The 26,162-nt window shown below is 70.7% G+C and carries 25 protein-coding genes; 15 read left to right on the forward strand and 10 right to left on the reverse strand.

What is annotated here, in order from left to right:
* Positions 1-516 (forward strand): MinD/ParA family ATP-binding protein (locus ACT53O_RS11990; protein ID WP_476152637.1); only part of this gene is annotated, 516 nt, incomplete at its 5' end.
* 103 nt (positions 517-619) lie between these two features.
* Here ACT53O_RS11990 and hpxO read toward each other — a convergent pair.
* The 4 genes from hpxO to ACT53O_RS12010 all read right to left on the reverse strand — a co-directional run bounded on the left by hpxO (position 620) and on the right by ACT53O_RS12010 (position 3,488).
* Complete coding sequence (hpxO, locus tag ACT53O_RS11995) at positions 620-1,810, reverse strand: FAD-dependent urate hydroxylase HpxO (RefSeq protein WP_476152639.1); 1,191 nt, start codon at positions 1,808-1,810, stop codon at positions 620-622.
* A gap of 228 nt (positions 1,811-2,038) precedes the next feature.
* Positions 2,039-2,359, reverse strand: coding sequence for a hydroxyisourate hydrolase (gene uraH, locus ACT53O_RS12000; RefSeq protein ID WP_036318807.1), 321 nt, complete (start codon positions 2,357-2,359; stop codon positions 2,039-2,041).
* Complete coding sequence (uraD, locus tag ACT53O_RS12005) at positions 2,356-2,850, reverse strand: 2-oxo-4-hydroxy-4-carboxy-5-ureidoimidazoline decarboxylase (RefSeq protein ID WP_476152642.1); 495 nt, start codon at positions 2,848-2,850, stop codon at positions 2,356-2,358. The genes uraH and uraD overlap by 4 nt, the downstream gene beginning before the upstream one ends.
* Positions 2,851-2,861: 11 nt before the next feature.
* A complete protein-coding gene (locus ACT53O_RS12010; protein ID WP_476152644.1) occupies positions 2,862-3,488 on the reverse strand; it encodes a helix-turn-helix domain-containing protein in 627 nt (208 codons plus the stop codon).
* A gap of 221 nt (positions 3,489-3,709) precedes the next feature.
* Here ACT53O_RS12010 and ACT53O_RS12015 point away from each other — a divergent pair, with 221 nt between their 5' ends.
* From ACT53O_RS12015 to ACT53O_RS12045, 7 genes are read left to right on the forward strand one after another with little or no spacing between them, the layout of a single operon-like run.
* Positions 3,710-5,380 carry an NCS1 family nucleobase:cation symporter-1 gene (locus tag ACT53O_RS12015; RefSeq protein ID WP_112932084.1) on the forward strand — a complete coding sequence of 557 codons (1,671 nt, stop codon included), beginning with the start codon at positions 3,710-3,712 and terminating at the stop codon, positions 5,378-5,380.
* Positions 5,377-6,222, forward strand: a complete 846-nt coding sequence (locus tag ACT53O_RS12020; protein WP_476152646.1) for an aspartate/glutamate racemase family protein — start codon at positions 5,377-5,379, stop codon at positions 6,220-6,222. The genes ACT53O_RS12015 and ACT53O_RS12020 overlap by 4 nt, the downstream gene beginning before the upstream one ends.
* On the forward strand, positions 6,210-7,640 hold the full coding sequence (gene allB, locus ACT53O_RS12025; RefSeq protein ID WP_476152648.1) for an allantoinase AllB: 1,431 nt from the start codon (positions 6,210-6,212) through the stop codon (positions 7,638-7,640). Before ACT53O_RS12020 ends, allB begins: the two co-directional genes overlap by 13 nt.
* Positions 7,637-8,746, forward strand: a complete 1,110-nt coding sequence (locus ACT53O_RS12030) for an acetamidase/formamidase family protein (protein WP_476152650.1) — start codon at positions 7,637-7,639, stop codon at positions 8,744-8,746. Before allB ends, ACT53O_RS12030 begins: the two co-directional genes overlap by 4 nt.
* The gene (locus ACT53O_RS12035) at positions 8,743-10,326 is read left to right on the forward strand and encodes an AtzH-like domain-containing protein (RefSeq protein ID WP_476152652.1); all 1,584 of its coding nucleotides are present in this window, start codon (positions 8,743-8,745) and stop codon (positions 10,324-10,326) included. The genes ACT53O_RS12030 and ACT53O_RS12035 overlap by 4 nt, the downstream gene beginning before the upstream one ends.
* Complete coding sequence (locus ACT53O_RS12040) at positions 10,323-11,624, forward strand: pyridoxal-phosphate-dependent aminotransferase family protein (protein WP_476152654.1); 1,302 nt, start codon at positions 10,323-10,325, stop codon at positions 11,622-11,624. Before ACT53O_RS12035 ends, ACT53O_RS12040 begins: the two co-directional genes overlap by 4 nt.
* On the forward strand, positions 11,621-12,934 hold the full coding sequence (locus ACT53O_RS12045; RefSeq protein ID WP_476152656.1) for a hydantoinase/carbamoylase family amidase: 1,314 nt from the start codon (positions 11,621-11,623) through the stop codon (positions 12,932-12,934). The genes ACT53O_RS12040 and ACT53O_RS12045 overlap by 4 nt, the downstream gene beginning before the upstream one ends.
* Positions 12,935-13,054: 120 nt before the next feature.
* Here ACT53O_RS12045 and ACT53O_RS12050 read toward each other — a convergent pair whose 3' ends face one another.
* Both ACT53O_RS12050 and ACT53O_RS12055 read right to left on the reverse strand, forming a co-directional pair.
* On the reverse strand, positions 13,055-13,318 hold the full coding sequence (locus tag ACT53O_RS12050; RefSeq protein WP_476152658.1) for a hypothetical protein: 264 nt from the start codon (positions 13,316-13,318) through the stop codon (positions 13,055-13,057).
* The gene (locus tag ACT53O_RS12055) at positions 13,305-13,475 is read right to left on the reverse strand and encodes a hypothetical protein (protein WP_476152660.1); all 171 of its coding nucleotides are present in this window, start codon (positions 13,473-13,475) and stop codon (positions 13,305-13,307) included. The genes ACT53O_RS12050 and ACT53O_RS12055 overlap by 14 nt, the downstream gene beginning before the upstream one ends.
* A 395-nt stretch (positions 13,476-13,870) precedes the next feature.
* Here ACT53O_RS12055 and ACT53O_RS12060 point away from each other — a divergent pair, with 395 nt between their 5' ends.
* The 6 genes from ACT53O_RS12060 to ACT53O_RS12085 are packed head-to-tail and all read left to right on the forward strand — an operon-like array spanning position 13,871 to position 20,250.
* Entirely contained in the window at positions 13,871-14,575 is a 705-nt protein-coding gene (locus ACT53O_RS12060) for a hypothetical protein (protein WP_036318834.1), read from the forward strand.
* Positions 14,576-14,579: 4 nt separating this feature from the next.
* Positions 14,580-15,173, forward strand: coding sequence for a hypothetical protein (locus ACT53O_RS12065; RefSeq protein WP_148285528.1), 594 nt, complete (start codon positions 14,580-14,582; stop codon positions 15,171-15,173).
* Between the two features lie 18 nt (positions 15,174-15,191).
* Positions 15,192-15,851 carry a hypothetical protein gene (locus ACT53O_RS12070; protein WP_036318839.1) on the forward strand — a complete coding sequence of 220 codons (660 nt, stop codon included), beginning with the start codon at positions 15,192-15,194 and terminating at the stop codon, positions 15,849-15,851.
* A 32-nt stretch (positions 15,852-15,883) separates the two neighbouring features.
* Positions 15,884-17,080, forward strand: a complete 1,197-nt coding sequence (locus tag ACT53O_RS12075; protein WP_187289935.1) for a hypothetical protein — start codon at positions 15,884-15,886, stop codon at positions 17,078-17,080.
* A 43-nt stretch (positions 17,081-17,123) separates the two neighbouring features.
* Positions 17,124-17,699 (forward strand): signal peptidase I, encoded by a 576-nt coding sequence (locus tag ACT53O_RS12080; protein WP_083867985.1) that lies wholly within the window; start codon positions 17,124-17,126, stop codon positions 17,697-17,699.
* 37 nt (positions 17,700-17,736) lie between these two features.
* The gene (locus ACT53O_RS12085) at positions 17,737-20,250 is read left to right on the forward strand and encodes a helix-turn-helix transcriptional regulator (RefSeq protein ID WP_476152664.1); all 2,514 of its coding nucleotides are present in this window, start codon (positions 17,737-17,739) and stop codon (positions 20,248-20,250) included.
* Between the two features lie 20 nt (positions 20,251-20,270).
* Here ACT53O_RS12085 and ACT53O_RS12090 read toward each other — a convergent pair whose 3' ends face one another.
* Complete coding sequence (locus tag ACT53O_RS12090) at positions 20,271-21,953, reverse strand: RCC1 domain-containing protein (protein ID WP_476152666.1); 1,683 nt, start codon at positions 21,951-21,953, stop codon at positions 20,271-20,273.
* 352 nt (positions 21,954-22,305) lie between these two features.
* Entirely contained in the window at positions 22,306-22,923 is a 618-nt protein-coding gene (locus ACT53O_RS12095; protein ID WP_036321118.1) for an LOG family protein, read from the reverse strand.
* Between the two features lie 93 nt (positions 22,924-23,016).
* On the opposite strand from ACT53O_RS12095, the gene ACT53O_RS12100 reads away from it, so the two are divergent.
* On the forward strand, positions 23,017-24,393 hold the full coding sequence (locus ACT53O_RS12100; protein ID WP_476152669.1) for an amidohydrolase family protein: 1,377 nt from the start codon (positions 23,017-23,019) through the stop codon (positions 24,391-24,393).
* Positions 24,394-24,462: 69 nt separating this feature from the next.
* Here the strand turns inward: ACT53O_RS12100 and ACT53O_RS12105 are convergent, their stop codons facing one another.
* Both ACT53O_RS12105 and ACT53O_RS12110 read right to left on the reverse strand, forming a co-directional pair.
* Positions 24,463-25,353, reverse strand: a complete 891-nt coding sequence (locus tag ACT53O_RS12105; protein WP_036321122.1) for an ABC transporter permease — start codon at positions 25,351-25,353, stop codon at positions 24,463-24,465.
* A gap of 2 nt (positions 25,354-25,355) precedes the next feature.
* On the reverse strand, positions 25,356-26,162 hold the full coding sequence (locus ACT53O_RS12110) for an ABC transporter permease (RefSeq protein ID WP_036321123.1): 807 nt from the start codon (positions 26,160-26,162) through the stop codon (positions 25,356-25,358).

Consider the following 26,162-nt stretch of genomic DNA (forward strand, 5'->3'; position numbering starts at 1 on the left):
GACACCTACGTACGCACGCAGGTCGACGCCCGCTTCGACGTGCTCGCCTCGGACGAGGATGCCGCGGCATCCTCCACCATCGACGCGACCGCCTTCGATCGCTTGCACGACGTTCTCTCGCGCTACTACCGCCTGCTCATCGTCGACACCGGCAACAACATGCGCGCCTCGAACTGGGTTGCCGCCGTCGCCGCAGCCGACCAGCTCGTGATCGTCTCGACGGTGCGCGAAGACACCGCGGCCAGCGCCGCATGGCTGCTCGACGGCCTGCGCGAGAAGGGCTTCGACCACAAGATCGACGAGGCCGTCACGATCCTGGCGGCCCCGTCCGCCAAACCCGACCGCAAGCTGGCCGAGCGCCTGGAGCGCCACTTCTCGCAGGTCACGGCCGAGGTCGTGCACGTGCCCTTCGATGCGGCGCTCGTCGACGGCGGTCCCATCGACTTCGACGCCCTGTCGCCCGAGACCCGCGATGCGTGGCTCACGGTCGCGGCATCCATCGCCCGCCGCCTCTGACGCCGCGCCCTCGCGGGCCCGCCCCGTCCCTTCAGCTCGCTCACCCAACTGCAAGGGCTTTGACGGTGACGCGCCGACGGGGTGCTCCGGTGCCGCGGCGCACTCAGTCCGCGAGCAGACCGCCGCCGAGGTTGACGGGGCTGTCTTCGATGTTGCCGACGATGCCGCGGATGATGCCGGCGCCGTCGGTGCCGCGGAGGCTCTCGTACCAGGCGTCGGTGACGGCCGGGTCGAACGCGTGCGTCTCCCACCCGCGCTTTCGCGCCCGCAGCACCAGCTCGCCCGCCCGTTCGACGCGCATCGCGGCGTACCGGCGGAGGGTGTCGGCGACGCTCAGCGTGTTGGTGGCGAACGCGATGCCGAGCGCGAACGCGTCTTCGAGCGCTGAGCACGCCCCCTGGCCGATGTCGGGGGAGGTGTTGTGCGCCGCGTCGCCGAGGATCGCGACCCGGCCCTTCGTCCAGGTGTCGAACGGGGTGATGTCCCAGATCTCGACGCGGTTGAGCGAGGCGGCCGGATCGATCGCGGCGAGCAGCTCCTGCACCCCGGGTGCCCAGTCGCCGAACGCCTCGCGCAGCGGCGCGAGGTCGCCGCGATCGTACGCGAGTCCCGAGGGCTGCGGGATGTCGAACCAGAAGTAGAAGCGGTCGCCGGCGATCGGCATGACCGCGGCGCGCTTGCCCTCGGCGACATACGTCGTCCAGGCCGTGGCGCGCCCGATGGTTTCCGAGACCGGCACGAGTCCGTTGAAGTTCGTGTACCCCGAGTACTCGCGCGCGATCGGCGGCGCGCCCTCGGGCTGCACGTAGTCGCGGATGATCGAGCGGGCGCCGTCCGCACCGATGAGCATGTCGGCGGTGTCGGTCGTGCCGTCGGCGAACGTGGCGGTCACGCGCGTGCCGTCGTCGGCGATGCCGGTGAGCTTCTTGCCGAGGTGGATGCCGTCGAGCCCGAACCGCTCCATGAGCAGCGCCTGCAGGTCGGCGCGGGCGACGGGGTACGGCTTCTGACCGGTCTGGGTGGTGACGGGTGCGAGCGAGAAGTCGCACATCGTCTCGCCGGTGTGGCCGTCGAGATAGACCATGTCGGCCATGTCGCCGCCCAGGGCTGCGACCTCGGCACCGAGTCCGAGCCAGTTGAGCACCTTCACGCCGTTCGACCACAGCGACAGCGCCGCTCCCACCGGGCGGTTCTCGCGCATCTGGTCGTAGATGACGACATCGTGCCCGAGCCCTTGCAGCGCGATGCCCGCGCTCGTTCCTCCGACACCCGCTCCGACGACGATGACCTTCATGCCCGCCACGCTACGGATGCCGTGTCACCGCAACGTTTCCCCGGGGTAACCGCCGGCGCCCTCCCACCCGTCCCCCGCGCCCGGGGCCCCGCGCGCTCGGCCCCGGCCCGCCGACCGCGAGACACGCGCTGCGCACCGAGACACCGGTGCGCAGCGCGTGTCTCGGTGCGGGGACGGTGTCTCGCGGTTCCACGGGCCGCGCCCGGCCTGTGGCCGCCCCGCGCCGGGTCAGGTGCCGCGGTAGGTCGAGTAGGCGAACGGGCTGAGCAGCAGGGGCACGTGATAGTGACGGGTGTCGGCGATGGTGAAGGCCACCGTGACCGAGGGATAGAACGTCTCGGTGCCGCGGGCTGCGAAGTACGGTGCGGTCGCGAACACGAGCGCGTAGGTGCCCGGGGGCAGCTCGTCGGGTCCGAGGGCGAGACGCCCGTCGGCATCCGTCCGCCCGCTCGCGACGGCGACCCCGTCGGCGTCGAGGAGCTTCACGTCGACGCCGGATGCCGGGGCTCCGGCCGCGCCGTCGAGCACATGCGTGGTGAGGTGGGTCATGCGATCGTCGCCTCCAGGCGCAGCAGCGCGATCTCGCGCAGCTGGTCGAGGGCCTCGGCGGCCTCGGTCTCGTCGTCGTTGCCGAGGCGGCGCTCGAGCTCGTCGCGCATCTGCTCGGGCGTGCGTCCGGCCGCGCGGATGAGGAAGACGCGGCCGAAGCGTTCCTCGTAGGCGGCGTTGCCGTCGGCGATCGCGGTCGCCGTCGCGGCCGCGGCCGACGACATCGACGCCTGTTCGCGGCGCGACGCCTCGGCGTCGGCTCCCGCGCCGCGCGGCTTCTCGCCGATGCGCGGGTGGTGGGCGAGGGCGGTGTCGAGCTCGGTGCGCGTCCAGGTGCGCGCGAGCGCGTCCGCCCGGGCGATCAGCGCGTCGCGCGTTCCGTAGGGACGGCCCGCGACGACGGCGTCGACCCAGGCGGGGACGGCGGCCCAGACGCCGACGGTGGATGCCGCGGTATCCACCGGGAGCGCGTCGAACGCGTCGATGCTCATCTCGGCGACCATCAGTGGGCTCCGTGGACGACGAGCCAGCGGGCGACGACCGGTTCGCCGGACGTGTTGTGCAGTCGGTGCGGACGCGAGCACGGGTAGCTGATCGCGTCGCCGGGGCGCAGGACAACGCGTTCGTCATCGAAGTCGACGGTCAGCTCGCCCGAGATGACGGTGCCGACTTCGTAGCCTTCGTGACGGAAGAGCCCGGCATCGCTGTGGGCGGTCGCGCCGGGCGGGTAGGTCGACTCGAAGTAGTCGACGCCGGGAGTCGGCACCGGAGAGATGCGGCGGAAGGTCACGCCGTCTTCCAGCACGATCGTGGTGTCGTGCTCGGCGCGCCGCAGTCCGAAGCGCGTCGGTGTGGCCGGCGCCTGCGATCCGGAAGGGTCGAAGACCGACGTCAGCGGAACGTCGAGTTCGTCGGTGATCGCGATCAGGCGCGAGACGCTCGGCTGCATCACGCCGCGCTCGATCTGCGACACCGCACTGGGCGAGATGCCGAGTCGACGTGCAAGGTCCCGCGCCGACATGCCACGGGCGACCCGCAGCGCGCGCAGCCGCTCACCGACGCCCTCGGTCGCGCTGTCGGCGCGATCGGCATCGAGCTCCGGCGGATCGACGGCGGGGGCGCGGGTCATGTCGCGATCGTATCGGGCGCGGATGCCGAGCGGGCGCCGCTCCGGTCGGGGTTCACGCACTCGTCACATGTGAAGAGCCAACTTCACACAGCCGTTACATGAGTGAAATCGCGCGCGCAGCGTGAAGCAATAACTTCACATTGCGCACCACCCAGGCCACGGACTCCATGTCGCGGTCCGCTCCACCTCCGTCACTGCCTCGGAACCCCTGGAAGGTACCCATGACCTCTCTGACCCCAACATCGACCCCGCCGTCGACCGGTGTCTACGACATCGTCGAAGCCGCCGGCATGCCCACGGGCGCCGGCAACATGAAGCCGCAGTACGACGAGCGTCTCGCCAACGAGGACCTCGCGCCGCTGCGCAAGCAGAAGTGGAGCGCGTACAACATCTTCGCGTTCTGGATGAGCGACGTGCACTCCGTCGGCGGTTACGTCACCGCCGGCTCGCTGTTCGCGCTGGGCCTGCAGAGCTGGCAGGTGCTGATCGCGCTGCTGGTGGGCATCGTCATCGTGCAGTACTTCGCCAATCTCGTCGCCAAGCCCAGTCAGAAGACGGGGGTGCCGTATCCCGTCGTCAACCGCGCGATCTTCGGCATCCGCGGGGCGAACATCCCCGCCATCATCCGCGGCCTGATCGCCATCGCCTGGTACGGCGTGCAGACGTTCCTGGCCGCCGAGTCGCTGAACATCGTGTTCCTGAAATTCGTGCCCGGCTCGGCCGCCCTGCTCGACGTGTCGTTCCTGGGGCTGTCGGCTCTGGGCTGGATCTCCTACGGCATCCTGTGGGTGGCGCAGTTCCTGCTGTTCTGGAACGGCATGGAGGTCATCCGCCGCTTCATCGACTTCGCCGGCCCCGCCGTCTACGTCGTGATGATCGCGCTCGCCGTCTACCTCGTGTCGCAGGCCGGCTGGCAGAACATCTCGTTCAACCTGTCGACCAAGCAGTTGGACTTCTGGTCGTCGATCCCCGTGATGTGCGCCGCGATCGCGCTGGTCGTGTCGTACTTCTCCGGCCCGATGCTCAACTTCGGCGACTTCGCCCGCTATGGCAAGAGCTTCGCGGCGGTCAAGCGCGGCAACTTCTGGGGTCTGCCGATCAACTTCCTGTTCTTCTCGCTGCTGACGGTGATCACCGCCTCGGCGACCGTGCCCGTGTTCGGTCAGCTCATCACGGACCCGATCAAGACGGTGGAGGCCATCGACGGCTGGTTCGCGATCCTGCTCGGCGGACTCACGTTCGTCACCGCGACGGTGGGCATCAACATCGTCGCGAACTTCATCTCGCCGGCGTTCGACTTCTCCAACGTCGCTCCGAAGAAGATCTCGTGGCGCGCGGGCGGCATGATCGCCGCGGTCGGGTCCGTGTTCCTGACCCCCTGGAACTGGTACTCCAACGACGACGCCATCCACTACACGCTGGGCCTGCTCGGCGCGCTCATCGGTCCGCTGTTCGGCATCCTCATCGCCGGCTACTACGTCGCCGGACGCCAGCGCATCAAGACCGACGCCATGTTCACGATGGACCCGACCGGCCCCTACTGGTACCGCCGCGGTTTCAACCCGAACGCGATGAAGGCGCTGCTGGTCGCCGGCATCCCCGCGGTGTTCCTCGGGGTCTTCCCGAAGCTGTTCGCCGACATGGGTCTGTTCGACATCTCGTGGGTCAGTGACTACAGCTGGTTCATCGGCTGCGGCCTGGGCTACGCCGCGTTCGCGCTCTTCGAGCGCATCGACCCCCGGGTGCCGACGTTCGACGGCGAGAGCGACGGCGTCTCCGACGGCACGATCGACGGTGCCGCGGCGACCGCGGCCGCCGAGCCGCCCGCCATCTCGGCCGAGATCCCCGTGGCCGCAGCCACCGGCACGACAGCGGGATCCGGCGCTCCGTGAGGATCCTCCTGATCAACCCCAACACCTCCCGGGCGATGACCGCGACCGTTGCGGCCGCCGCCCGGGAGGTGTCGGGTGCGGATGTCGAGATCGCCGCCGTGTGTCCCGATCCCAGTCGGGGGCCGGCGGCGGTGGAGAGCCATGTCGACGAGGTGGCTGCGGCCGCCGCCGTCGTGGAGCTGATCCGCGCCGATCTGGCCACCGGCGGCAGTGACGCCTACGTCATCGCCTGTTTCGGCGACCCCGGTCTCGACGCGGCCCGCGAACTCGTCGACGTGCCGGTGATCGGCATCGCGGAGGCCGCCATGCACGTGGCGGCGATCGCCGGGCGTCGCTTCGCGGTCGTGACGACCCTCGGGCGCACGCTCGGTCGGGCCCGCGACCTCGTCGCCCGCTACGGCATGGAGCGCGCCTGCGCGCAGTACCGCGCGGTGGAGATCCCCGTGCTCGACCTCGAGGAGCCGGACGAGCAGACCTTGGCCCGCATCGAACGGGAGTGCCGCGCCGCGCTCGATCCTCCCGTCGGCGGTGCGGCCGGCGGGGCGGCCGGTGACCCGGTCGATGCGATCGTGCTGGGCTGCGCCGGCATGGCCGACCTCTGCGCGCGACTGTCGGCCCGTGTCGATGCTCCCGTCATCGACGGGGTCGCCGCCGCCGTGGGCCTCGCGATCGGCATGGCCCGCATGGGCGTGCGCATCGGCTCTCGGGGCGAGTATGCGCCGCCGCCGGTGCGGAAACACCCGCGAAACGACGCCTGGGTAGCGTCGGAAGTGCGTGCGGGCGACGCGATGACGTCGCTTACGCAACCGACGGTGAGAGAGGCGATGCTGTGGCAGACGTGAGCGTGATCCGGGCCGAGCGCGCCTGGATCGAGGGGGCCTTCCGGCCCGCCGAGGTGCGGATCGTCGACGGCGTGATCGCCGAGGTCGCGGCGTCCGAAGACCTCGCGGGGGTGGATGCCGCGGCATCCGCCGACGTCGTCGTGCTCGGCGCCGACGAGGTGCTGCTGCCGGGACTCGTCGACTCGCACGTGCACCTCGACGAGCCGGGGCGCACCGACTGGGAGGGCTTCGCGACCGGCACCGCCGCGGCCGCGGCGGGCGGCATCACGACCCTGTTCGACATGCCGCTCAACTCGGTACCCGTCACCACGACGCCCGAGGCGCTCGCCGCCAAGCGTGCCGCGGCCGCGGGCAAGCTCGCGGTCGACATCGGCTACTGGGGCGGCGCCGTGCCCGAGAACCTCGGAAGCCTGGCCGCGCTCGCTGCCGCCGGCGTCGTCGGTTTCAAGTGCTTCCTCGTGCCGAGCGGCATCGACGAGTTCGGTCACCTCGACCGCGCCGGCCTGCACGCCGCGCTCACCGAGATCGCCGCCTTCGACGGCCTGCTCATCGCGCACGCCGAAGACGAGGCGCACCTGCACGATGCCGCCGTCGAGGTCGGCGCGGGCCCGGCGGGCGAACTCGGACGTCACTACGACACGTTCCTGCGCAGCCGGCCCCCGGTCAGCGAGGAGGCGGCGATCGCCGCCGTCATCGATGCGGCCCGCGCCACCGGGGCGAGGGCTCACATCGTGCACGTCGCCGACGGGCAGGCGCTCGACGCCGTGCGCGCGGCGAAGGCCGACGGCATCCGCCTCACGGTCGAGACCTGCCCGCACTACCTCACGCTGTCGGCCGAAGAGGTTCCCGACGGCGCGAGCGCGTTCAAGTGCTGCCCGCCCATCCGCGATCGCGCCAACCAGGACCTGCTGTGGGAGGGCGTACTCGACGGCACGATCGACGCCATCGTCAGCGACCACTCGCCCGCCACCCTCGCGCTGAAGACCGCCGGCGGCGGCGACTTCGGGCTGGCGTGGGGAGGCATCGCGGGCGTGCAGACCGGGTTCGCCAGCGTCTGGACCGAGGCGGCGCGCCGCGGCATCCCGCTGGAGAGACTGCTGCCGCTGTTCACGACCGGACCGGCCCGCATCGCCGGGATGCCGGGCCTCGGCGTCATCGCACCGGGCGTGCGGGCGAACCTCACCGTCTTCGCGCCGGAGCGGTCGTGGACCGTCGACGCGCACCGTCTGCTCTACCGGCACAAGCTGTCGCCGTGGGACGGGCGCGATATGCGGGGCGGCGTCGTCACCACCGTGGTCGGCGGCACCGTCGTGTACCGGGCGGGCGACGACGACGTGCGGGCCCGGCCGGGAATCGAACTGCTGACCGACGGTGCGGATGCCGTCGCCGACACGATGCGCGAGGGAGCGACATCATGACCGAGACCATCGAGATCCTGCAGCCCGGATCGGGCCGCATCGCCGGGGAGCACTACCTCGCGGCATCCCCCGAGACGGTGCTCTGGGGGCGGCTGCCGTGCGCCGTCGACGCGCCGGTGCTGACGGTGGCCGCCGGCGCGACGGTGACGATCGACACCGTCAGCCACGAGGGGATCCTGCCCGATCAGGGCCAGAACCCCCTGGGGTACTTCACCGGTCACGGCGTTCCCGCCGCGCACGTGCTGACCGACGCGATCGAGATCGCCGCGACGGTGGCCCGCGACGCCATCGCCGACGGACCGCACGTCGTGACGGGGCCGATCTTCGTCGAGGGCGCCGAGGTCGGCGATCTACTGAAGATCACCGTCGTCGATCTCGCGCCGCGCGTTCCGTACGGGGTCATCTCCAACCGGCACGGCAAGGGCGCGCTCGTCGGGGTCCTGCCGCGCGGGCCCGAGAACGTCAGCGTGTTCACGCCGGTGTCGGACGGTCGCGGCATCCTGCCCCTGGTCGACGGTGGCGAGCGCGTCGTGCGATTCCCGCTCGCGCCCTTCCTCGGCACGATGGGCGTCGCCGTCGCGGGCGACGAGCGCCCCCACTCGGTGCCCCCGGGCGCGCACGGCGGCAACATCGACATCAACCTGCTCGTGGAAGGTGCGGTGCTGTACCTGCCGGTGCAGGTGGCCGGCGCGCTGGCGTACGTCGGCGACCCGCACTTCGCGCAGGGCGACGGCGAGGTCGCGCTGACGGCGCTCGAGGCGTCGCTGCGCGCGACGCTGCGCTTCGACGTGGTGCCGCGCGCGGAGGCGCTCGCTGCGTTCGGGGAGGTGACCGGGCCGCTCGTGCGCACGCCGGAGTATCTGGTGCCGACGGGGCTCGACGTCGACCTCGACGAGGCGATGCGCAAGGCCGTGCGGGCCGCGCTCGATCTGCTGCAGGCCCGGTACGGGATGGCCGAGCACCTGGCCTACGCGTACCTGTCGGCCGCCACCGACTTCGACATCTCGCAGGTCGTCGACATCGTCTGCGGCGTGCACGCGCGCATCCGCGAGTCGGACTTCGCGGCCGTCCGTCCCGCCTGGCTGACCGGCGAGGACGCCTCGTGACCGCGGCTCCGACCATGCCCGACGCGCTGCGCGCGGCGTTCGAGGCGTACGAGCGGGCGATCCTGTCCAACGACCTCGACGCCCTGGATGCCGCGTTCGCTCCCGGTGAGCGCACGCTGCGCGGCGACGGCGCGGGGCTGCTGGTCGGACACGACGCGATCAGCGCGTTCCGCGGCGCCCGCGGCGGGGTGTCGGCCCGCACCATCGAGCGGGTCGAGTACCGGCCGCTCGCCGAGGGGGTCGCGCTCATCGTCGCCGTCTCCCGGTTCGCTGCCGGCGGCACCGGTCTCCAGACACAGGTGTGGCAGCTGATCGACGGGCGGTGGCTCATCACGGCTGCGCACGTCACTCCGCGCTCCGCGGCGTTCGACCGCTCGATCTGGCGCACCGTCGGCGACCCGCTGTATCAGGGCGCCTGGGACGGACCGCTCGCCGGCCTCACCGTCGCGGTGAAGGACCTCTTCGCGATCAAGGGCTATCGCATCGGCGCGGGAAACCCGACCTACCTCGACTCCGCCCGCGCCGAGACCACCAGCGCCCCCGCGGTGGGCGACCTGCTGCGCGGTGGGGCGTCGCTGCGGGGCATCGCGCGCACCGACGAGTTCGCGTACTCGATCGCGGGCGACAACGCGCACTACGGCACCCCGCCGAACGCCGCCGTGCCGGGGGCGCTTCCGGGTGGCTCGTCGAGCGGCCCGGCATCCGCCGTCGCGCTCGGGCAGGCCGACATCGCCCTCGCGACCGACACCGCCGGGTCGGTGCGCGTGCCGGCGTCGTACCAGGGCCTGTGGGGCCTGCGGACGACGCACGACCTCGTGCCGCGGCAGGGGCTGCTGCCGCTCGCGCAGAGCTTCGACACGGTCGGGTGGCTCACCCGCGACGGCGCCACGCTGCAGGCGGTCGCGGACTGGTGTCTCAGCTACGACGGCTCCGACTCGACCGCCTCCGTCTTCGGGGCCTCCGCCGACGACCTGCCCTGGCGGTTCCGGGTGCCGATCGAAGCACTCGCCGCCGCCGAGCCGGCCACGCGCGCGGCCTTCGAGGCGATGCTCGCGGCATCCGCTCTGCCCGTCGAGGAGGTCTCGCTCGGCGACCTCGACGACTACCTCGTGCCGTTTCGCACCGTGCAGGGGGCGGAGGCCTGGCGCAACAACGGGGAGTGGCTGCGCGCGCACCCCGGCTCGACCGGACCTGCCGTGACGGAGCGCTTCCGCGCCGCTGCCGCGGTCACCGCCGCCGACGAGTCCGCGGCGCGCGCGGCCCTGGCCCCCCGGCGCGACGCCCTGCACGCGCTGGTCCGCGACGCCGTGCTGCTGCTGCCGACCGTGCCCGGTCCGGCGCCGTCGCGCACGGCCACCGGCGCCGAGGTGGATGCCGTGCGCACGAACACCCTGCGCCTGACGACGCCGGCCGCCGTGGGCGGCCTTCCCGCGCTGTCGGCCCCGCTGCTGACCGTCGCCGCCGCGGGCGGAACCGCCCCGGTCGGCGTCAGCCTGATCTCGCGCGCCGGCACCGACATCGCCCTCGTGCGCCTCGGCCGCGCCCTCCACACCCGCATCACCGAAACGGAATCCGCATGAGCGCCACCGCCCTTCCCGGCCCGATCGCCCCGCCCGCGCGGCTGCTGATGGGCCCCGGCCCCATCTCGGCCTACCCGAGCGTGCTGACCGCCATGTCGGCGCCGCTGGTCGGTCAGTACGACCCCTTCATGACGGCGACGATGACCGAGACCCAGGAGCTGTATCGCGGGGTGTGGAGCACCCGCAACGACGCGACCCTGCTCGTCGACGGCACGAGCCGTGCCGGCATCGAGGCGGCGATCGTCTCGCTCGTGAAGCCGGGCGATCGCGTGCTGGTCCCCGTGTTCGGCCGCTTCGGGCACCTGTTGGCCGAGATCGCCGAGCGGGCGCTCGCCGAGGTGCACACCATCGAGACCGATTGGGGTCAGGTGTTCCCGGCATCCGTCATCGAGGAGGCGATCGCCCGGGTGAAGCCGAACCTCCTCGCCCTCGTACAGGGCGATACATCCACCACCATGCTGCAGCCGTTGGAGGAGATCGGCGAGATCTGCCGCCGCCACGGCGTGCTGTTCTACACCGACGCGACCGCGTCGCTGGGCGGCAACGCCTTCGAGGCCGACGCGTGGGGGCTGGATGCCGCGACCGCCGGACTGCAGAAGTGCCTGGGCGGTCCGAGTGGATCGTCGCCGATCACGCTCAGTGACCGGGCCGTGGAGGTGATCCGCTCGCGCACCAAGGTCGAGGCGGGCATCCGCGAGCCCGGCGACGAGTCGTCGGCCGACTTCGTGCGCTCGAACTACTTTGACCTGGGGCAGATCCTCGACTACTGGGGTCCGCGCCGGCTCAACCACCACACCGAGGCGACGAGCATGCTCTACGGGGCGCGCGAGTGCGCCCGGCTGCTGCTGCTCGAGGGCCGAGAGGGCGTCATCGCCCGCCACGAGCTCGCCGGCCGTGCGATGCTCGCCGGCGTCGAGGCGCTCGGCCTCGTCGTCTTCGGCGACGTCGCCCACAAGATGAGCAACGTCGTCGCCGTCGAGATCCCCGAAGGGGTGCCCGGGGATGCCGCGCGATCGGCGCTGCTGGACGACTTCGGCATCGAGATCGGGACGTCGTTCGGACCGCTGCACGGCAAGGTGTGGCGCATCGGCACGATGGGCTACAACGCCCGGAAGGATGCCGTGCTCACGACCCTCGCGGCCCTCGAGAGCGTGCTGCGCCGCTTCGGCGCGGCGGTTCCGGCCGGTGGCGGCGTCGAGGCCGCGGCCGACGTGTTCGCCGCCGCCTCGGCGCTGCTGCACGCGCCGCGGACCGGTGCCGCCGTGCCCGCCTCGATCGTCCCCGCGGAGACGGCGTGAGTTCGGCATCCCTCCTGCGGGCCGCGCCCGACGTCATCGCCGCTGCCGCGCGCCGTGTGATGGCGCGGTGCGAGGAGCTCGCGCGGGTGAGCGCGGATGCGGCATCCATCGAGCGGGTCTACCTCTCGCCCGAGCACGCGCGCGTCAACCGGCTGGCGGCCGAGTGGATGCGCGAGCTGGGCATGCGCACGTGGCAGGATGCCGCGGGCAACCAGGTCGGGCGCATCGGTGATCCGGCCGCTCCCGCGCTCATGCTCGGCTCGCACCTGGACACGGTGCTCGACGCGGGCCGCTACGACGGCATCGCCGGTGTGCTGATGGCGCTCGAGGTCGTGCGTCTGCTGCGCGTGCCGGCGGGTCATGACGGCGACGCGGGCGGAGACGGCTGGACCGTGCCGCTGCCCTTCGCGATCGAGGTCGTCGCATTCTCTGACGAGGAGGGCACTCGCTTCGGCAAGGCGCTGCTCGGTTCGTCCGCCGTCGCCGGCACCTGGAACGACGCCTGGTGGGACCTGGCGGATGCCGACGGGGTGAGCCTGCGCCGCGCGTTCCTCGAGTTCGGGCTCGACCCGGCGCGCATCGGTGAGGCTGCGCGGCGGCCGGGCGAACTCGTCGGCTACCTCGAGGCGCACATCGAGCAGGGTCCCGAGCTGGACCGCGCGGGAGAGCCGCTGGCGGTGGTCTCCTCGATCGCCTCGGCGCGGCGCTTCCAGCTGGTGGTGGAGGGTGAGGCGCGCCACGCCGGCGGCACGCCGTACGACATGCGTCGCGACGCGCTGCTGGGCGCGAGCGAGGCGGCGCTGGCGGTCGAGCGCATCTGCTCCGCCGAGCACCACATCGTCGGCACCGTCGGACGTTTCGAAGCGTTCCCCGGCGCGGTCAACGTGATTCCCGGCGAAGTGCAGTTCTCCCTCGACCTGCGCGGCGAGTTCGACGGCGAACGAGATCGCGTGTGGGATGCGCTCGCGCGCGAGCTCGACGAGATCATGGGGCGACGGGCGCTGCGGTGGCGATCCCGCGAGGTGCACAGCGCTCCCGCCGTGTTCTGCGCACCCCTCCTGCGGGAGGTGGTGGCCGGCGGCATCCGGGCGACACTGCCGCCGCGGTCGGACGCGCCGCCGGTGATCTTCAGCCGCGCCGGCCACGACGGCATGGCGCTGGGAGCGGTGACAGACGTCGGCATGCTGTTCCTGCGCAACCCCGACGGTGTCAGTCACCACCCCGACGAGTCCGTCTCTGCGGGCGACGTGGCCCACGGCATCCGCGCCCTCGCCGAGGCTGTGCTGCTGCGCGGCACCGAGCGGATCTGACCCGCCGCCGCGCTCCACACCGCCCGAGAAACACGTTCCGCGCCGAGAAGCCCCCGCTGCGGAGATGTCTCGGCGCGAAAGTGGTTTCTCGCTCCGCGCAGCCCGGCGTCGCCGGCGCGCTCAGGGGCGCACGTGCAACTGCAGGGTGTCGAAGATCGTCGTCCGGCTCCCGGTGGCGATGGTGACGGTGTGCAGGAGCTCGTACCCCATCGCGCCCCATTCGTTCAGCTCCGACCAACGGTGTCGCATCTGATCGGAGTTCTCGGCCTCGGCGTCGGTGCGTGACTGCAGGCGCGTCTCGACGATGACATAGGCGTACTCGCCTGCAAGTTCGGCTCGATCGCCGGCGGCGTGCATGCGGCACCGGCGGTCACTGAAAGTCAAGGAGCGCCCCCACCTGACGCGATCCGATGACGACCACGATCCAGAAGACGGGCGAGAAGATCAGCCCCAAGATGATGGCGCGTGCGATGCGGAGGGACTCGTCGCGCTCGCGCTCGAACGACCGGCCCCCTGGGTTCGTCGTCTGCTTCACGGTCATGGTCTCTCCCCTTTCGTGCATCGAAGGCCGTCCCTTCCGTGCACACCGGAGACCACCGCAGCACGAGCGCAGGTGTCTCCCGCGTGCGTGGGAGGCGTCCGAGTGTGGCGCTGAGTGTCGACCCCCCGGGATTTGAGTGGCGCGGGCGATCCGCACCGCCAGCTGCGCGCCGGCGCGCACCATAGCGGCCCCGCAGGGCAATGCGTGTCATCGCGCGTGGGGATGCGAACACTCCCTGGCGCCGCGTCGATCACTCATTCGGTGGGGGCATGCTCCTGCGCGGCGCTCATTCGGCGGCCCGAAGCACTCTGTGGCGATCGTGTGCGGTGGAGTGATCCCGCACTACCCGCATCGTCGACACGACCGCGCACCACACAGACAAGGAACTGATCCCGATGACATCAACGACCGAAACGACAGCTACCGCCCGCGACGATGATCGCCGCGGCCGCAAGAGGGCCTTCCTCGCCCTGGGCGCGCTGCTCGGCGTGGGTGCGCTCGCCACGAGCGCCTACTTCACCGATTCCGCGCTGCTCGATCTCAACGGCGGCGGCGGGTTCGGCAGCACCGACAACAAGTACAACATCCAGGTCTCGACGGGGATGGAGAACACCGTGAGCGACGTGAAGACCTGGGTCGAAGCGTTCCCGAACTCTGCAGCGATCACCGATATCCCGGGCGCGAGCAACCTCCTTCCTGGAGGTTCGGTGGTCGTGAAGATCCCCGTGCTGAACGAGTCGAAGAACTGGAAGTCGACGCTCAAGCTCTCCCTCAAGAACACGACGCCGGCGGCGTCGACGTCGGATCAGGGCGACCGCAACGCCGCCTACATGAAGCTGCTGTCTGTCGATGTGGCCGAGACGGCCGATGCATCGAAGGTCCCGACGACGTGGACCAAGACGGGGTTGACGATCCCCGCCACGGCGGGATCGAGCAGCACCGGAGTGGACCTGTCCACGCTGAGCCCCAAATCAGGAACGGTGCTCTACCTGAAGCTCACGCTGAAGGAGGGCACCACCCAGGCGGCGACCGACGCTGCGAACGGCGGGGCCGTCGCCATCCAGGCGGTTATCGACGGCACCTCGAAGAGCACGGACTGATCGCATGCGGGCACGACGACCCTCGTCCGCAGCGATGCTGGTCGCGCTGGCGGCCGTCCTGCTGGGCGCCGGCGGGGTCACCGCCACGCTCGGGGTGTCGCGAGGGACGGACGAGGGTCTCGTCGTGTTCTCGGCACCCGGAGAGGATGCCTTCCGGCTGTCGGTCGCCGCGTCGGCCGACAGCCGGTGGCTCCCGACCGCGGAGGATTGGCGTCCGGGAGGCGGTCGCCGCAGCGTCGTGCCGCTGCGCACGGACGGCGGGCCGCTGTACCTGCATCCCGGTGGCGCTGTCACGGTGTACCTCTTCATCCGCAACGCCAGCGCTGAGCTTTCCGGCGCGGTCACGATGAGTATCGTGCCGCCGCTCCAGCAGGAGGCACAGGACGAGTTCTTCGATCACCTCTGCTTCCGCGCCGTGACCGAGGGCCGAGAGGTACTCGAGGGAACCGGCCGCGTCGCGGGACTCGTCGACCGCGAGCTGTCTGCCGGCGACGTCCGCCGCGTCAGCCTGACGGTGGCGCTTTCCGCGGACGCGCCACCGTCCCTCATCGATCGCCTTACCGGTGTGCGTGTTCGCGTGCACGCGGAAAACCGCTGACATGACAGGAGAATCACCGTGACCGCCTTCCTCCTTGGGACCGAGCGCCCGCGCCCTCCGCGCGGCGGCCTCATCGTCCTGGCTACCGCGCTCGTGGTGGCTCTGTCGGCGGCACCCGTCGTGGCGACGAGTGCCGCGTTCACCAGCGGGGTGGATGCCGCGACGACCCAGTCGGGCGGCGTTCGCCTCGCCCAGGGGCCGTCGGAGGACGACCGCTATCCTGACGCGGCCCATCCGCATGAGATCACGGTGGACACCGACGGTGCGCAGAAGGTCGCTTACCTGGCGAGCGCGCCGGTGGGCCCGCCCGCGGTGGCGACGGCTTCCTTCACCGTCAACGTCCACGTGCTCACTCCGTCCCCGCACGTTGTCATGCATGCGCGACTGGTCGACCCCAGCCCCGACGCGCCGTGGCTGCTGTTCGACGTCCGCGCGGCGGGTGCGAGCCTGCTGCCCTCCGGCGCACCCCTGACGGCTGCCGAGATCTCCGCGCTGGACGGCGGGGCGGGGCTTCCTCTGCCCACTCCCGCCGCGGACGGGCTTGCGCTCACCGTGCGTGTGTGGCTCGCGCCGGCCGCGCCGCCATCCGCGTTTGCCGCGACGGTCGTGCCCGCCATCGCCGTCACTGCGGAGACGACGGGTGGTCGCACCGTCACGCTGACGGAGAAGCTCTCGTGACCGCCCCGACGACGACGCGGAGGGCCGGGCGCGTGGCGCGCAGGGCCGGGCGTCTGCGCCGGCCGGCCGCCGTCCTGGCGTTCGGGTTCGGCAGTGCGCTCGTTCTCGCCGCAGCGGTACCGCTGCCGGCTGCGGCACAGAGCAGCCAATCGATCGCCGTTCGTGCGCCGGCGCCGGGCCATGCGGTCGATGCGCGCTACTGTGCACCCTCGCCGGGGTTCACGCGCACCGCCACGCTCACCGTGCCGTCGACGGCGGGGCCGGCGGTGACGGCTGAGGACGGCCTGCGTGTCACCCTGCGAAGTGACAGAGGCATCGTCCTCGCCGACGGGCTGAGCGCCGACGAGCTGCGCCGCACCCGCATCGACCTCGGCCGCCTCGCCGCGGATGAGAGCGCCTGCGTGGTCCTCACGGCGCAGATGCCGACCACCGCCGACGACTCCTTCCGCACGGCGGCGGGCGAGGTCACGCTGCGCGTCGACAGCGAGGGGATCCGGCCCGGTGGAGCCCTCGCGGCGACGGGCATGAACGGCGACCACCTGGCGGTGGCGGTCGTGGCGGGCCTCGCGCTCATCCTCGTCGCCGGTCTGCTGCTCATCGGCGGTGCCCACCGCCGCGCGCGGCGCCTCGCGTGCGTCGCCGTGTGCACGTGTGGCGTCCTCGTCGTCGGCGCGCTCGCCGTCGGATCGTGGGCCGCGTTCACCGACAAGGCGGTGGTCACCGTCGCTGCGTCCGGTCAGTTCGGCATCGCCGTTCGCGACAGCGCGGGTATCGCGCGCCTGCCGCGCGACGGCCGCGTCACCGTCTCCTACGTCGACACCGGCGACCTCGTGCCGGGCAACACCGCCGTTCTCTCCTTGGCAGTTCTCAACAACTCACTCGCCGCGGACGGCCGCATGGCCCTTCGTCTCACCGCCGCCGGCACGCTCGCTCCCTTCGTCCGCTACAGCGTGTCGATGGATGCCGACGGCTCGTCGAGCGTCCTCGCGGGAACGCCCGACACCCCCGCGACCGGTGTCGCGATGAGCGGTGACGGCCTTCGCGCCGACCTCGGTCTCGTCGCCGCGGCCGGTATTCGGCTCGCCGACGGTGACACCGTTCCGAGCTCCGCGGCCCGTGCGGTGCGCACGTTGACCGTGAAGCTGCATCTCCTCGACGATCCCCGCCTTCACGATCTGACCGGCGGAGACCTCGCACTCCACCTGGAGGTCGTCGGGCGCTCGGCCTGACACCCAACCTCCCCCTCCACCACGCTTGAACGGTTGATATCTCATGACGACTTCCCTCCCCTCTTCGCCCATGACAGAGCGCGATGCCGCGGCGGATGCCGGTGCAGCGGCGCCGCGGCGATTCCTGCGTCTGCTTCGAATGCTGCGGGGCGCCGGTCTCTGGCTCGGCGCCCTCCTCGGGGTCGCCAGCGCGCTGATCGTCATCGTGTGCCTCCTCTTCCAGATGCGCCCCCAGGTCGTCATCTCCGGATCGATGGAGCCGGCATTGCCCGTGGGCTCGCTGCTGCTGGTCGTGCCGACGTCCGCGGACGAGATCCGACCGGGCGACATCATCACGGTGAACAGGCCGGGGGGTCGCGGCCTCGTCACGCATCGCGTGGTGACGACGTCGGTCGTCGACGGACGGGCGACTGTCGAGTTGAAAGGGGACGCCAACGCCACGGTCGATCCCGACGCCTATGTCGTCGGGGCAGCGGAGCGCGTCGTGCTCGCGATTCCCTGGGCGGGCTACGTGGCTGTCGCCGTGAAGTCGCCGCCGATCATGGCGGCGCTCGTCGTCGCAGTGATCGCCGTCATCGGCCTCGGGTTGCTCCCCGCGCGCGAGCGCGCGTCTGGTTGAAATGTTCCCCCGGTGACAGAGTGGGGAGACGATGTTCATGTTCACGTACGAGCTCCGAACTCTCCTCGCCTGTGTGCGTGAGGGACGATCCGCCCATGTCTGCGGTCCGGGCGGCGTGGGTGCGACGACGTTGCTCACAGAGCTGCGGACGACGCTCGAAGCGGAGGGCTTCACTCTGCTCGTGATCACTGGAACGCCCTACATGCGCGATCGGGAGTTCTTCGCGCTGCAGCAGTCCCTCGTCACGCTGCCGGCTTCGCGCGCTCCCGTGTCGTACGCCGGTCTCGTGGATGCGGCATCCGCTGCCCTTCTGGGCGCTGCGCAGCGCGCCGTCATCATCGACAGCATCGAGAACGTGGACCGGAGCACGTTGAGTGTGATCCAGGCGGCCGCCGACCGCACGGGGGCACCGGTCGTGCTGTCTCGCGCGTGGAGCATCGGGGCGCTCGTGCGCAACGGGGTGCGCTACACGAGAGACCCGGGCCGGCGCGTCGACCTGCGCCCGCTGGATTTCGTCGCTACTGCGGCGCTGCTCCAGGATCAGCTGGGTGGGCGCCCCGACACCGAGATCGTGTCGCGCATCTTCGCCAAGTCGCACGGCATCACCGGCCTCGCGCTTGCGACCCTCGACGGCGCCCGCGACAACGGCCTGATCGAGCTTCGCGGGGACCGATGGGTCATGACCGGCCAGAACCTCCGCAACCCCCATACGGACGCCTGGCTCGAAACCAGGCTCGCCGGCCTCGATCCCGCATCGTTCGACGGGTTGGAGCATCTGGCCGTCGTCCACTCACGCCCGCAACCCGAGGCCTGTACTCGGGTGGACGAGCAGACCGTGAAAGACCTCGAGGGGCGCGGCCTGATCTCGATGATCACCACATCGGCAGGCCACAGCATCGCCCTGAATCCGCCCGCGCTGAAGGACTTCTTCCTCGACACCTCGGGTCATGCTTTTGCGGGGCTGCAGGGCGATTCTGAGGCCGCCTCCTTCACTCCGGGCGTTCTCGCCCCGGCGAGCGTGGCGCTGTCGGTGCGGGGTTTCCGGGAGCACGTCGATCAACGCCTTCTCGAGCTTGCCGCGGCCTGGGAGCAGACTCCCACCGTGCGCACGGCACTGCCCTACGTGCAGACGCTGCTGGATGTCCCCCGCAGCGAGCGCACCCTGCGCACCGTCTTCGATGTCACCCCGTTGGCATCGGCTGCGACGCCCGAGGAGGGCTTCGACTTCGCCTTCCTCCACTCGTTGTGGGCGGGGCGCAGTCGTCGCGGTGATGCGCGATCGTCGGAGATCTTCCACGAACTGGTCACACTCTTTCCCGTCTGGGCGCGTTCGCTCGAGATCTTCAGTCGGCTTCTCACGCACGGCGCCGACAGCATCGGCGACGATCCGACGCAGGTCTTTTCCGACGTCGGCATCGTCGGAACGGCCGGTGAGGCGCTCTGCATCTCCACCTTCGCCTACGCGAGTCTCATCGAGGGACGCTTCGCGGTCGCGGCGGAGTGGGTCTCGCGGGTTCCGGACTCGGGCTTGCAGATCGTCCGGCGCTTCGTCGGTTTCGTCGAGGCGCTCACCGAACTCGTCGGCGGCGAAGCGCAGCGCGCCCTCGACCGCAGCCTCGCGCGCTTCCAGGAAGCGCAGGACGCTCGCGACCATGCAGGGATTCTGCTGCATGCCTACGTCGCGTCTTTGTCGCTGCTGGGTCTCGCCCGCTGGGATGAGGCCCTCGACGTCGTCGACTCGGCGTTGTCCTACGGGCCGTCGGGCACCGTCAACAATGGCTTGTACCGATCCCTGCTGTGGATGGGTTCCTTCATCAACCTGTGGCTCGGGGACACGAGCATCGCGGCCTTCTTCGAGGCAGAAGCGGAGAGTCTCGATGTCTCCGACGACGCCCTGCCCGGGATGCAGGGCGACCTCGGCGGCATCCTCCGGCTCCTCATCCAAGATGCTCCCACGCGCGCGATGGAGGCGATGCGCGGCTTCGCCGAGCGGTTGAAGGGTGAACGTCGACTCTTCGCCGCCCTCATGACCGTGCGGATCGGGCTCGCGATCTGGCCGGACATCTCCTCCTTGGAGCTCTTCCGCAGCTACATGATCGAGGCGTACGGCCAAGATCCGGAGAAGCTGTTCGCGCTGGGGGTGGCCTCCTTCAGCGACCCCGAGCGCCTCGTCACGATGGCGAGAGAGTTCGGCGACGACCGCACCGTGCCGTTGGCGCTGCTCCTTCTCGCGGCGCGCAGCAGGCAGGAGCGCGAGAGCCCGTCGTCGGAGCTCGGCGTCGCCATCCGGGTGGCGTTCGACGCACTCAAAGCGGATGCCGACATCCCGCTGACCGCAGCGGTCTCTCGAACAGCGGGGGCAGACGACGGTGCCGACGCGCTGTCGGCGCGGGAGACCGAGATCGCGTTGCTCGCTCGCACCCACTCCAACGCGGCGATCGCATCCCGGCTCGGTCTCAGCGTCCGCACGATCGAGAATCACATCCACAGTGCCCTGAAGAAGACGGGTGCCACGAACAGGCAGGAGCTCTTCCAGCTGATCAGCCGGTGAGCGCTCACGAGGACGCGCTGTCACTTCACCCGAACGGTCCCCGTTGCGACCTCGGCCAGCGGACGGGAGAAGACAAGTGCCGGCGCGGACGGGTCGCTCACGTTCAGGAACGAGAACGACTGGGCACCGGAGGGGTATTGTCCGCACCACGCGTAGTCGTAGGCCGCGACGTTCTGCGTGCCGCCCCAGGTGTACAGGCCGTCGTCGCGTGTCACCGCCCAGGTCGTACAGGCCGCCGTCCTGATCTCGCGGACGGCGACGTCGTCGAGGGCCGCGATGCGAGTGGGCAGGAGGACGCGTTCGGCAGGGATCCCTGTCGTGCACGGCACGGAACCGTCCAGATGGCGACCGATGGCCTGGCAGTAGTTGTTCACACCCCAGCCGTAGACGTCGCCGGCGGCGGTGATCGCCGTCACGCTCGTCAGGGTGGCGTTGTAGGAGCGGAACGTGGTCTGCTGCCCCGCGACGCTCACACGTCCGGGGGCGTATCGATAGGTCGGATCGAGACTCCACGTCGAGTCGGTGGTACTCGCGCGGCCAAGGAAGGCGTACCCGTTACGTGCGTCGTTGACAGCCCAGGTGAACAGGGCGCCGTTCTGGAGCAGGAAGCTCCCGGCCAGATCGAACATCGCGGCTTGGCGCACGGGGCAGGTGTCGTCGACGCGGTCGAGCTGCCCGAGGGTGCCGTCGCAGCCGGGCAGCACTTTGTCCTTCATCGCCGTGACGATCGCAACGTACGTGCGGTGTCGAGCCTGCGCCGTCGTCTGCACCTTCGGGTCGTAGACGAGGCCGTCGCCGGTGCGGTAGAGGTCGGGATAGGCCGCGAAGAGTGTGAGGTTTGCGCCCTCGTTCAAGGTCGGCGCGTAGGTGTGCACCTGTCCGGAGCTCAGTCCGTTCGAGTTGTCCCACCCCCAGGTGTAGATCAATCCATTGCGCCCGACGCCCAGACCCAGGTTCGCCCCGTTCCACACCGAGCGCCAACGGATCTTCCCCGCCGTGTCGGGACTGTCCGGCGTGCACCGCCCCGACCCAGGCGTCCAACACGTGTCGTTGGACACAATCGGCAACGGCGTGGCGACGTTGCGACCGTCCGGGCGGGCGATGTTGTCGATGCTTCCCCAGGTCCAGAGGTTGCCGTCGGTGTCGAGGGCGAGAATCTGGTTCTCGGTGCGCGCGATCCGCACGATTCCGCTGAGGACACGTCCGTCGGAGGTCACCACCAGCCCCGCGCGGTACTGCTCCCCCGGGGAGAGGCGCCCTCGACCGATCGAGTCGCGTCCCTTCTCACCGTTGAACGCGTTCTGCGCGGTGCCCCAGGTCCAGACCCGCCCCCGGTCATCGAGTGCGGCGTACCAGCTCTCGCCGATCGGATAGTGGAAGTCGGTGCTTCCTCCGACGGCGTCGATGATCCGGACGTCGTTCGGGATGGCGACCTTGGTCGGCGCGGAACCGTTCGAGGTTGTACCACCCGCCCCGTCTCCCGCGCGGCGATCACCCGACAGATAGAGCTCACCCGACTGTGTGATCCACAGCCCCGAGCCGCTGGCGGAGTTGAAGTACACCGGAGGCTCGTCGAGGCGTGCGGATGCGGTGACGAGACGTGACGCGGCATGGGTCGTGTCGGTGAAACCGGCGGAGGTCATCGCCACGGGTGTCAGCACCGCGAGCGCGACGGCAGTCAGGACAACAATTCTCTTCTGCACGGGATCTCTCTTCCTGAAGATCGCGTGGCCGGCGACGCGTCGTCGGCGGGCACCTGTCTGGCCGCGATCTCCCGGCGAATCTAGGGGTGGTCATCGGGCGCTAGGTGCCGCCGGGCACCGCCGCGATCGACGAGGGGCCGCGGGCTCGAGAAGATGAGTGGCGACCGCTACGCCCGCTGAGTGCTGTGAGGTGCCGGGGATCCTCCGCCCGTCGCCGCGCTCCACACCGCCCGAGAAACACGTTCCGCGCCGAGAAACCCCCGCTGCGGAGATGTCTCGGCGCGAAAGTGGTTTCTCGCTCAGCGCCGCGCGCCGTCCGCCGTCCCCCGCCGACCGGCGCCCGCCGGCGCGCTCAGGGGCGCACGGGCAGCGCCATCGCGCCGGTCATCTCGGCGCCCGGGGAGATCTCCGACCGCGCCGGGGGCACGTAGTCGCGCAGTCGCGCCAGCGCCTCGGTCGCCGCGGTGGCAACGACGAGCATGTCGGTATAACGGGGGTGTGTGAAGCCGCGGTCGCGCATGTTCGCGACGAAGGCGAGCAGCGGATCGAAGTAGCCCGCGACGTTGAGCAGGCCCACCGGCTTCTCGTGGATGCCGAGCTGCGCCCACGTCCACTGCTCGGTGAGCTCTTCGAGCGTGCCCGGCCCGCCGGGAAGGGCGAGGAAGGCGTCGGCGCGGTCGGCCATGAGCATCTTCCGCTCGTGCATCGTGTCCACGACGATCAGCTCGGTCAGATCCTCGTTGACGGCTTCGCGCGCCTGGAGAGCTCGCGGGATGATGCCCGTGACCTCCGCCCCCGCGGCGAGCGCGGCATCGGCGACCGTCCCCATCAGTCCCACGTGGCCCCCGCCGTACACGAGCGCCATGCCCGCCTGGCCGATCGCCGTGCCGACGGCGCGCGCCGCCTCGACATAGACCGGGTCGAATCCGGGCGAGGATCCGCAGAAGACCGTGACCGTGAAACGCGACATGCACAGACGCTAATCGGCGCGTGTTTCCACGACGTGCACGGGTGTTTCCATGCCGTGACAGGTCGGAAACATGGCCTGATTAGCGTGCAGAGCATGTCGCTCCTCGTCACTCACGCTCGTCTGATCACCGTCCCCGCCGGCACCGAGGACCCGGGCTACGTCGAGGACGGGTGGATGCTCGTGGGCGATGACGGCCGCATCGCCGCCCTCGGCGCGGGCACCCCGCCGGTCGGCACCGACGCCGACGAGACGCTCGACGTCGCGGGGGCGTTCGTCGCTCCCGGATTCGTGTCGAGCCACTCACACCTCTTCACGAGCGGTCTGCGTGGGCTCGGCGTGGACGACACCCTCTACGGCTGGTGCGACGCGATGCTCGGCACCACCGCCCACATGAGCGCCGATCAGCTCTACTGGGCGACGCTGCACGGCTCCCTCGACTTCCTGTCGAACGGTGTGACGACGGCGTACAACTTCACCGACCCGTTGCAGGCGTGGGAGCCGATGGTCGATGGCAAGCGCACGGGCACCGCGGGCCTGCGCGGGCTCGAGTACCACTGGCGTCAGGCGGAGGGCACGCGCGACTCCGGCATCCGCTTCGTGGATGCCGCCGGCATGGACGTCACCGCCGGAACTCCCGACGAGGTGTTCGACCGCTTCGCCGCCGAGGTCGCCCACACCCGCACGTTCGATGCGGACTACGCGCTCGGCTCGTCGATCATGGGCCAGGTGCAATGGTCTCCCCACCCGGATGCCGCGGCCTTCGAAGTCGAGGCGATGCGACGGTACGGGGTCACGAACCAGGCGCACTTCCTCGAGTCGCCCGAGGCCGTCGAGCACCAGCAGTCGAAGTTCGCGCTGTACCGCGACGCCGGAGCCCTCGAACTCGGACTCGTGTTCGGCCACTTCATCCAGACGACGCCGGAGATCATCGCGCAGTCGGTGGCCGGGGGCGCGGCGATGTCGTGGCAGCCGGCATCCAACGGTCGTCTCGCCTCGGGCACCGCGCTCGTACCCGAGATGCTCGCGATGGGGATGAAGGTGGGGGTCGGTCTCGACGACCAGGCCTGCACCGACGTCAGCGACCCGTGGCAGAACATGCGCATCGGCATCTACGCGCAGCGGGCGCGGACGAAGGACCCGCTGTCGATGATGCCCGAGCAGATGCTCCGGCTGCACACCCTCGGATCGGCCGAGATCATGGGTGTCGCCGATCGCGTCGGTTCGCTCGAGGTCGGCAAGTTCGCCGACTTCGTCGTGGTGGACCCCCGCCGTCCCGACGTCGGGCCGCTGTGGCACCCCGTGCGCTCGTACGTGCTGGCGATGAGCCCGCGCAATCTGAAGGCCGTCTACGTCGGCGGTCGTCTCGTGAACGCGGAGGGCATCTCGACCAACCCCCTCGCCGAGGAGGCGTCGGCGAAGGTGCACGAGCTGCCCGCCGCCGTGATCCCGCTGCGCGGCCACCCGCACTGAGCCCCTCTGCGCTGTCGCCCCCGCCCGGGCGAACTGCAAGGGATGCCGTGTGACGCGCGGCGCGGGCCCTCAGCGCCCGGTGGCCATGCCCATGCGGGCCAGCACGATGTTCTCCACGATCTGCACGAGGTTGTAGAGCACGAGCGTGATCAGGGTGATGAGGGCGATCGAGGTCCACAGCTGAGCGAACTGCGCCTGCGCGTTGAACTTCAGGATCGATCCGCCGATGCCGGTGCCGGTCGAGAGCCACTCCGCCAGCAGGGCACCGGTCACGGCTCCCGGCACCGATACGCGCGCTGCGGCGAACACCGACGGCAGCGCCCCGGGCAGGTTGACCTTGCGCAGCGCCGTGAACCGGCCGCCGCCGAAGACGTGCACGACGTCGAGGCTCTGCTGGCTGGCGCGGCTCAATCCGAACAGCACGTTGGCCAGGGCCGGGAAGAGCACCACCACGGTGCCGATGACGGCGACGGATGCCGGGGTGCCGCGCCCGGTGACGAGGATGATGACCGGAGCGATCGACACGAGCGGAATGGTGCGCAGCAGCAGTACGAGGGGCATGACGCCCGCCTCGATCGCCTTCGACAGGCTGAACGCGATGGCCAGGATGATCGCGACGATCATGCCGACGACGAATCCGATCCACGCGTCGAGCAGCGTCTGGCCGACGAGCGGGAACATCTGCGCCCGGTTGGCCTCCGCCTTGGGCGCGGTGACGAGGAACGTCCACACGTCCAGCGGACCCTTCGCGATGTAGGGCGAGATGCCGGTGAGGCTGACGATCGCCTGCCAGAGCAGCAGCAGGACCAGCAGCGTGATGCCGGCGTTGCCGAGCGAGCGTCGCAGGGTGCGCCGGAGCCCGCGCCGCCGCTCCGCGCGCAGGCGCGCGACGGCGATCGGGTCGGCCGTGCCGACGTGGGATGCCGCGGGCGTCGCCGGGGACGCGTCGATGACGTTCACACTCACACCGCCTTTCCGGCCACCCACGGGGTGACGAGTCTGATGAGAAGACCGAACAGTCCATAGGCGACGAGGGCGAACACGGCGCACAGGAGGAACACCGACCAGACGCCGGCGGAGTCGAGCTGGCCCTGCAGTCGGATCAGCGTCGGTCCGACGCCGGCCGTGATGGCGCCGAGGTATTCGCCGAGCACTGCGCCGAGGAAGGCGGTCGGCACGGCGATCTGCAACGCCGTGAGGATGGCGGGAAGCGCGGCGATGAGCCGTACCTTGCGCAACTGGGTCCATCGTCCGCCGCCGTAGACGCGCACGACGTCCAGCGCCGCCTTGTCGGCGGAGGTGAATCCGAGGATCGCGCCGACGACCGTCGTGAACACGCACACCAGGGCGGCGAGGAAGATCGCGGTCGCCGAGGGGTCGCCGGGGTTCTTGGCGCCGCCGAGGACGACGATCGAGATTCCTCCGACCGCGACGATCGGGAGGCAATAGGTGACGACCGCGATCTGCGTGATCACCGTCTCGGTGCGCGGGAAGACGAGCACGACCGTCGCCAGCAGCAGGGCGATGCCGTTGCCCCAGAGGTAGCCGATCGCCGCCGCGGTGATGGTCGGCTGGAACACGCCCCAGGCGCCCGCGATGTTGCCCTGCACGAACAGCCAGTCCACGACCGCCCACGGCGACGGGACGGGGGTGTAGCTCGTGCCGTCCGCCGGGCGGAAAGCGGTCAGCGAGAACAGCCACCACACGCCCACCAGGACGACGGCGCCGACGAGTCCCGCGACCCAGCCGGGCACGCGCACGCGAGCCAC

The organism is Microbacterium sp. DMC48 (assembly GCF_056313825.1).

Coding starts and splice junctions, on each gene's coding strand:
- hpxO (WP_476152639.1), bottom strand. CDS start 1,810: ATGAAGGTCATCGTCGTCGGAGCGGGTGTCGGAGGAACGAGCGCGGGC.
- ACT53O_RS12080 (WP_083867985.1), top strand. CDS start 17,124: ATGACGACTTCCCTCCCCTCTTCGCCCATGACAGAGCGCGATGCCGCG.
- ACT53O_RS12060 (WP_036318834.1), top strand. CDS start 13,871: ATGACATCAACGACCGAAACGACAGCTACCGCCCGCGACGATGATCGC.
- ACT53O_RS12030 (WP_476152650.1), top strand. CDS start 7,637: ATGACCGAGACCATCGAGATCCTGCAGCCCGGATCGGGCCGCATCGCC.
- ACT53O_RS12065 (WP_148285528.1), top strand. CDS start 14,580: ATGCGGGCACGACGACCCTCGTCCGCAGCGATGCTGGTCGCGCTGGCG.
- ACT53O_RS12015 (WP_112932084.1), top strand. CDS start 3,710: ATGACCTCTCTGACCCCAACATCGACCCCGCCGTCGACCGGTGTCTAC.
- ACT53O_RS12100 (WP_476152669.1), top strand. CDS start 23,017: ATGTCGCTCCTCGTCACTCACGCTCGTCTGATCACCGTCCCCGCCGGC.
- ACT53O_RS12085 (WP_476152664.1), top strand. CDS start 17,737: ATGTTCACGTACGAGCTCCGAACTCTCCTCGCCTGTGTGCGTGAGGGA.
- ACT53O_RS12055 (WP_476152660.1), bottom strand. CDS start 13,475: ATGACCGTGAAGCAGACGACGAACCCAGGGGGCCGGTCGTTCGAGCGC.
- ACT53O_RS12010 (WP_476152644.1), bottom strand. CDS start 3,488: ATGACCCGCGCCCCCGCCGTCGATCCGCCGGAGCTCGATGCCGATCGC.
- uraD (WP_476152642.1), bottom strand. CDS start 2,850: ATGAGCATCGACGCGTTCGACGCGCTCCCGGTGGATACCGCGGCATCC.
- ACT53O_RS12040 (WP_476152654.1), top strand. CDS start 10,323: ATGAGCGCCACCGCCCTTCCCGGCCCGATCGCCCCGCCCGCGCGGCTG.
- ACT53O_RS12095 (WP_036321118.1), bottom strand. CDS start 22,923: ATGTCGCGTTTCACGGTCACGGTCTTCTGCGGATCCTCGCCCGGATTC.
- uraH (WP_036318807.1), bottom strand. CDS start 2,359: ATGACCCACCTCACCACGCATGTGCTCGACGGCGCGGCCGGAGCCCCG.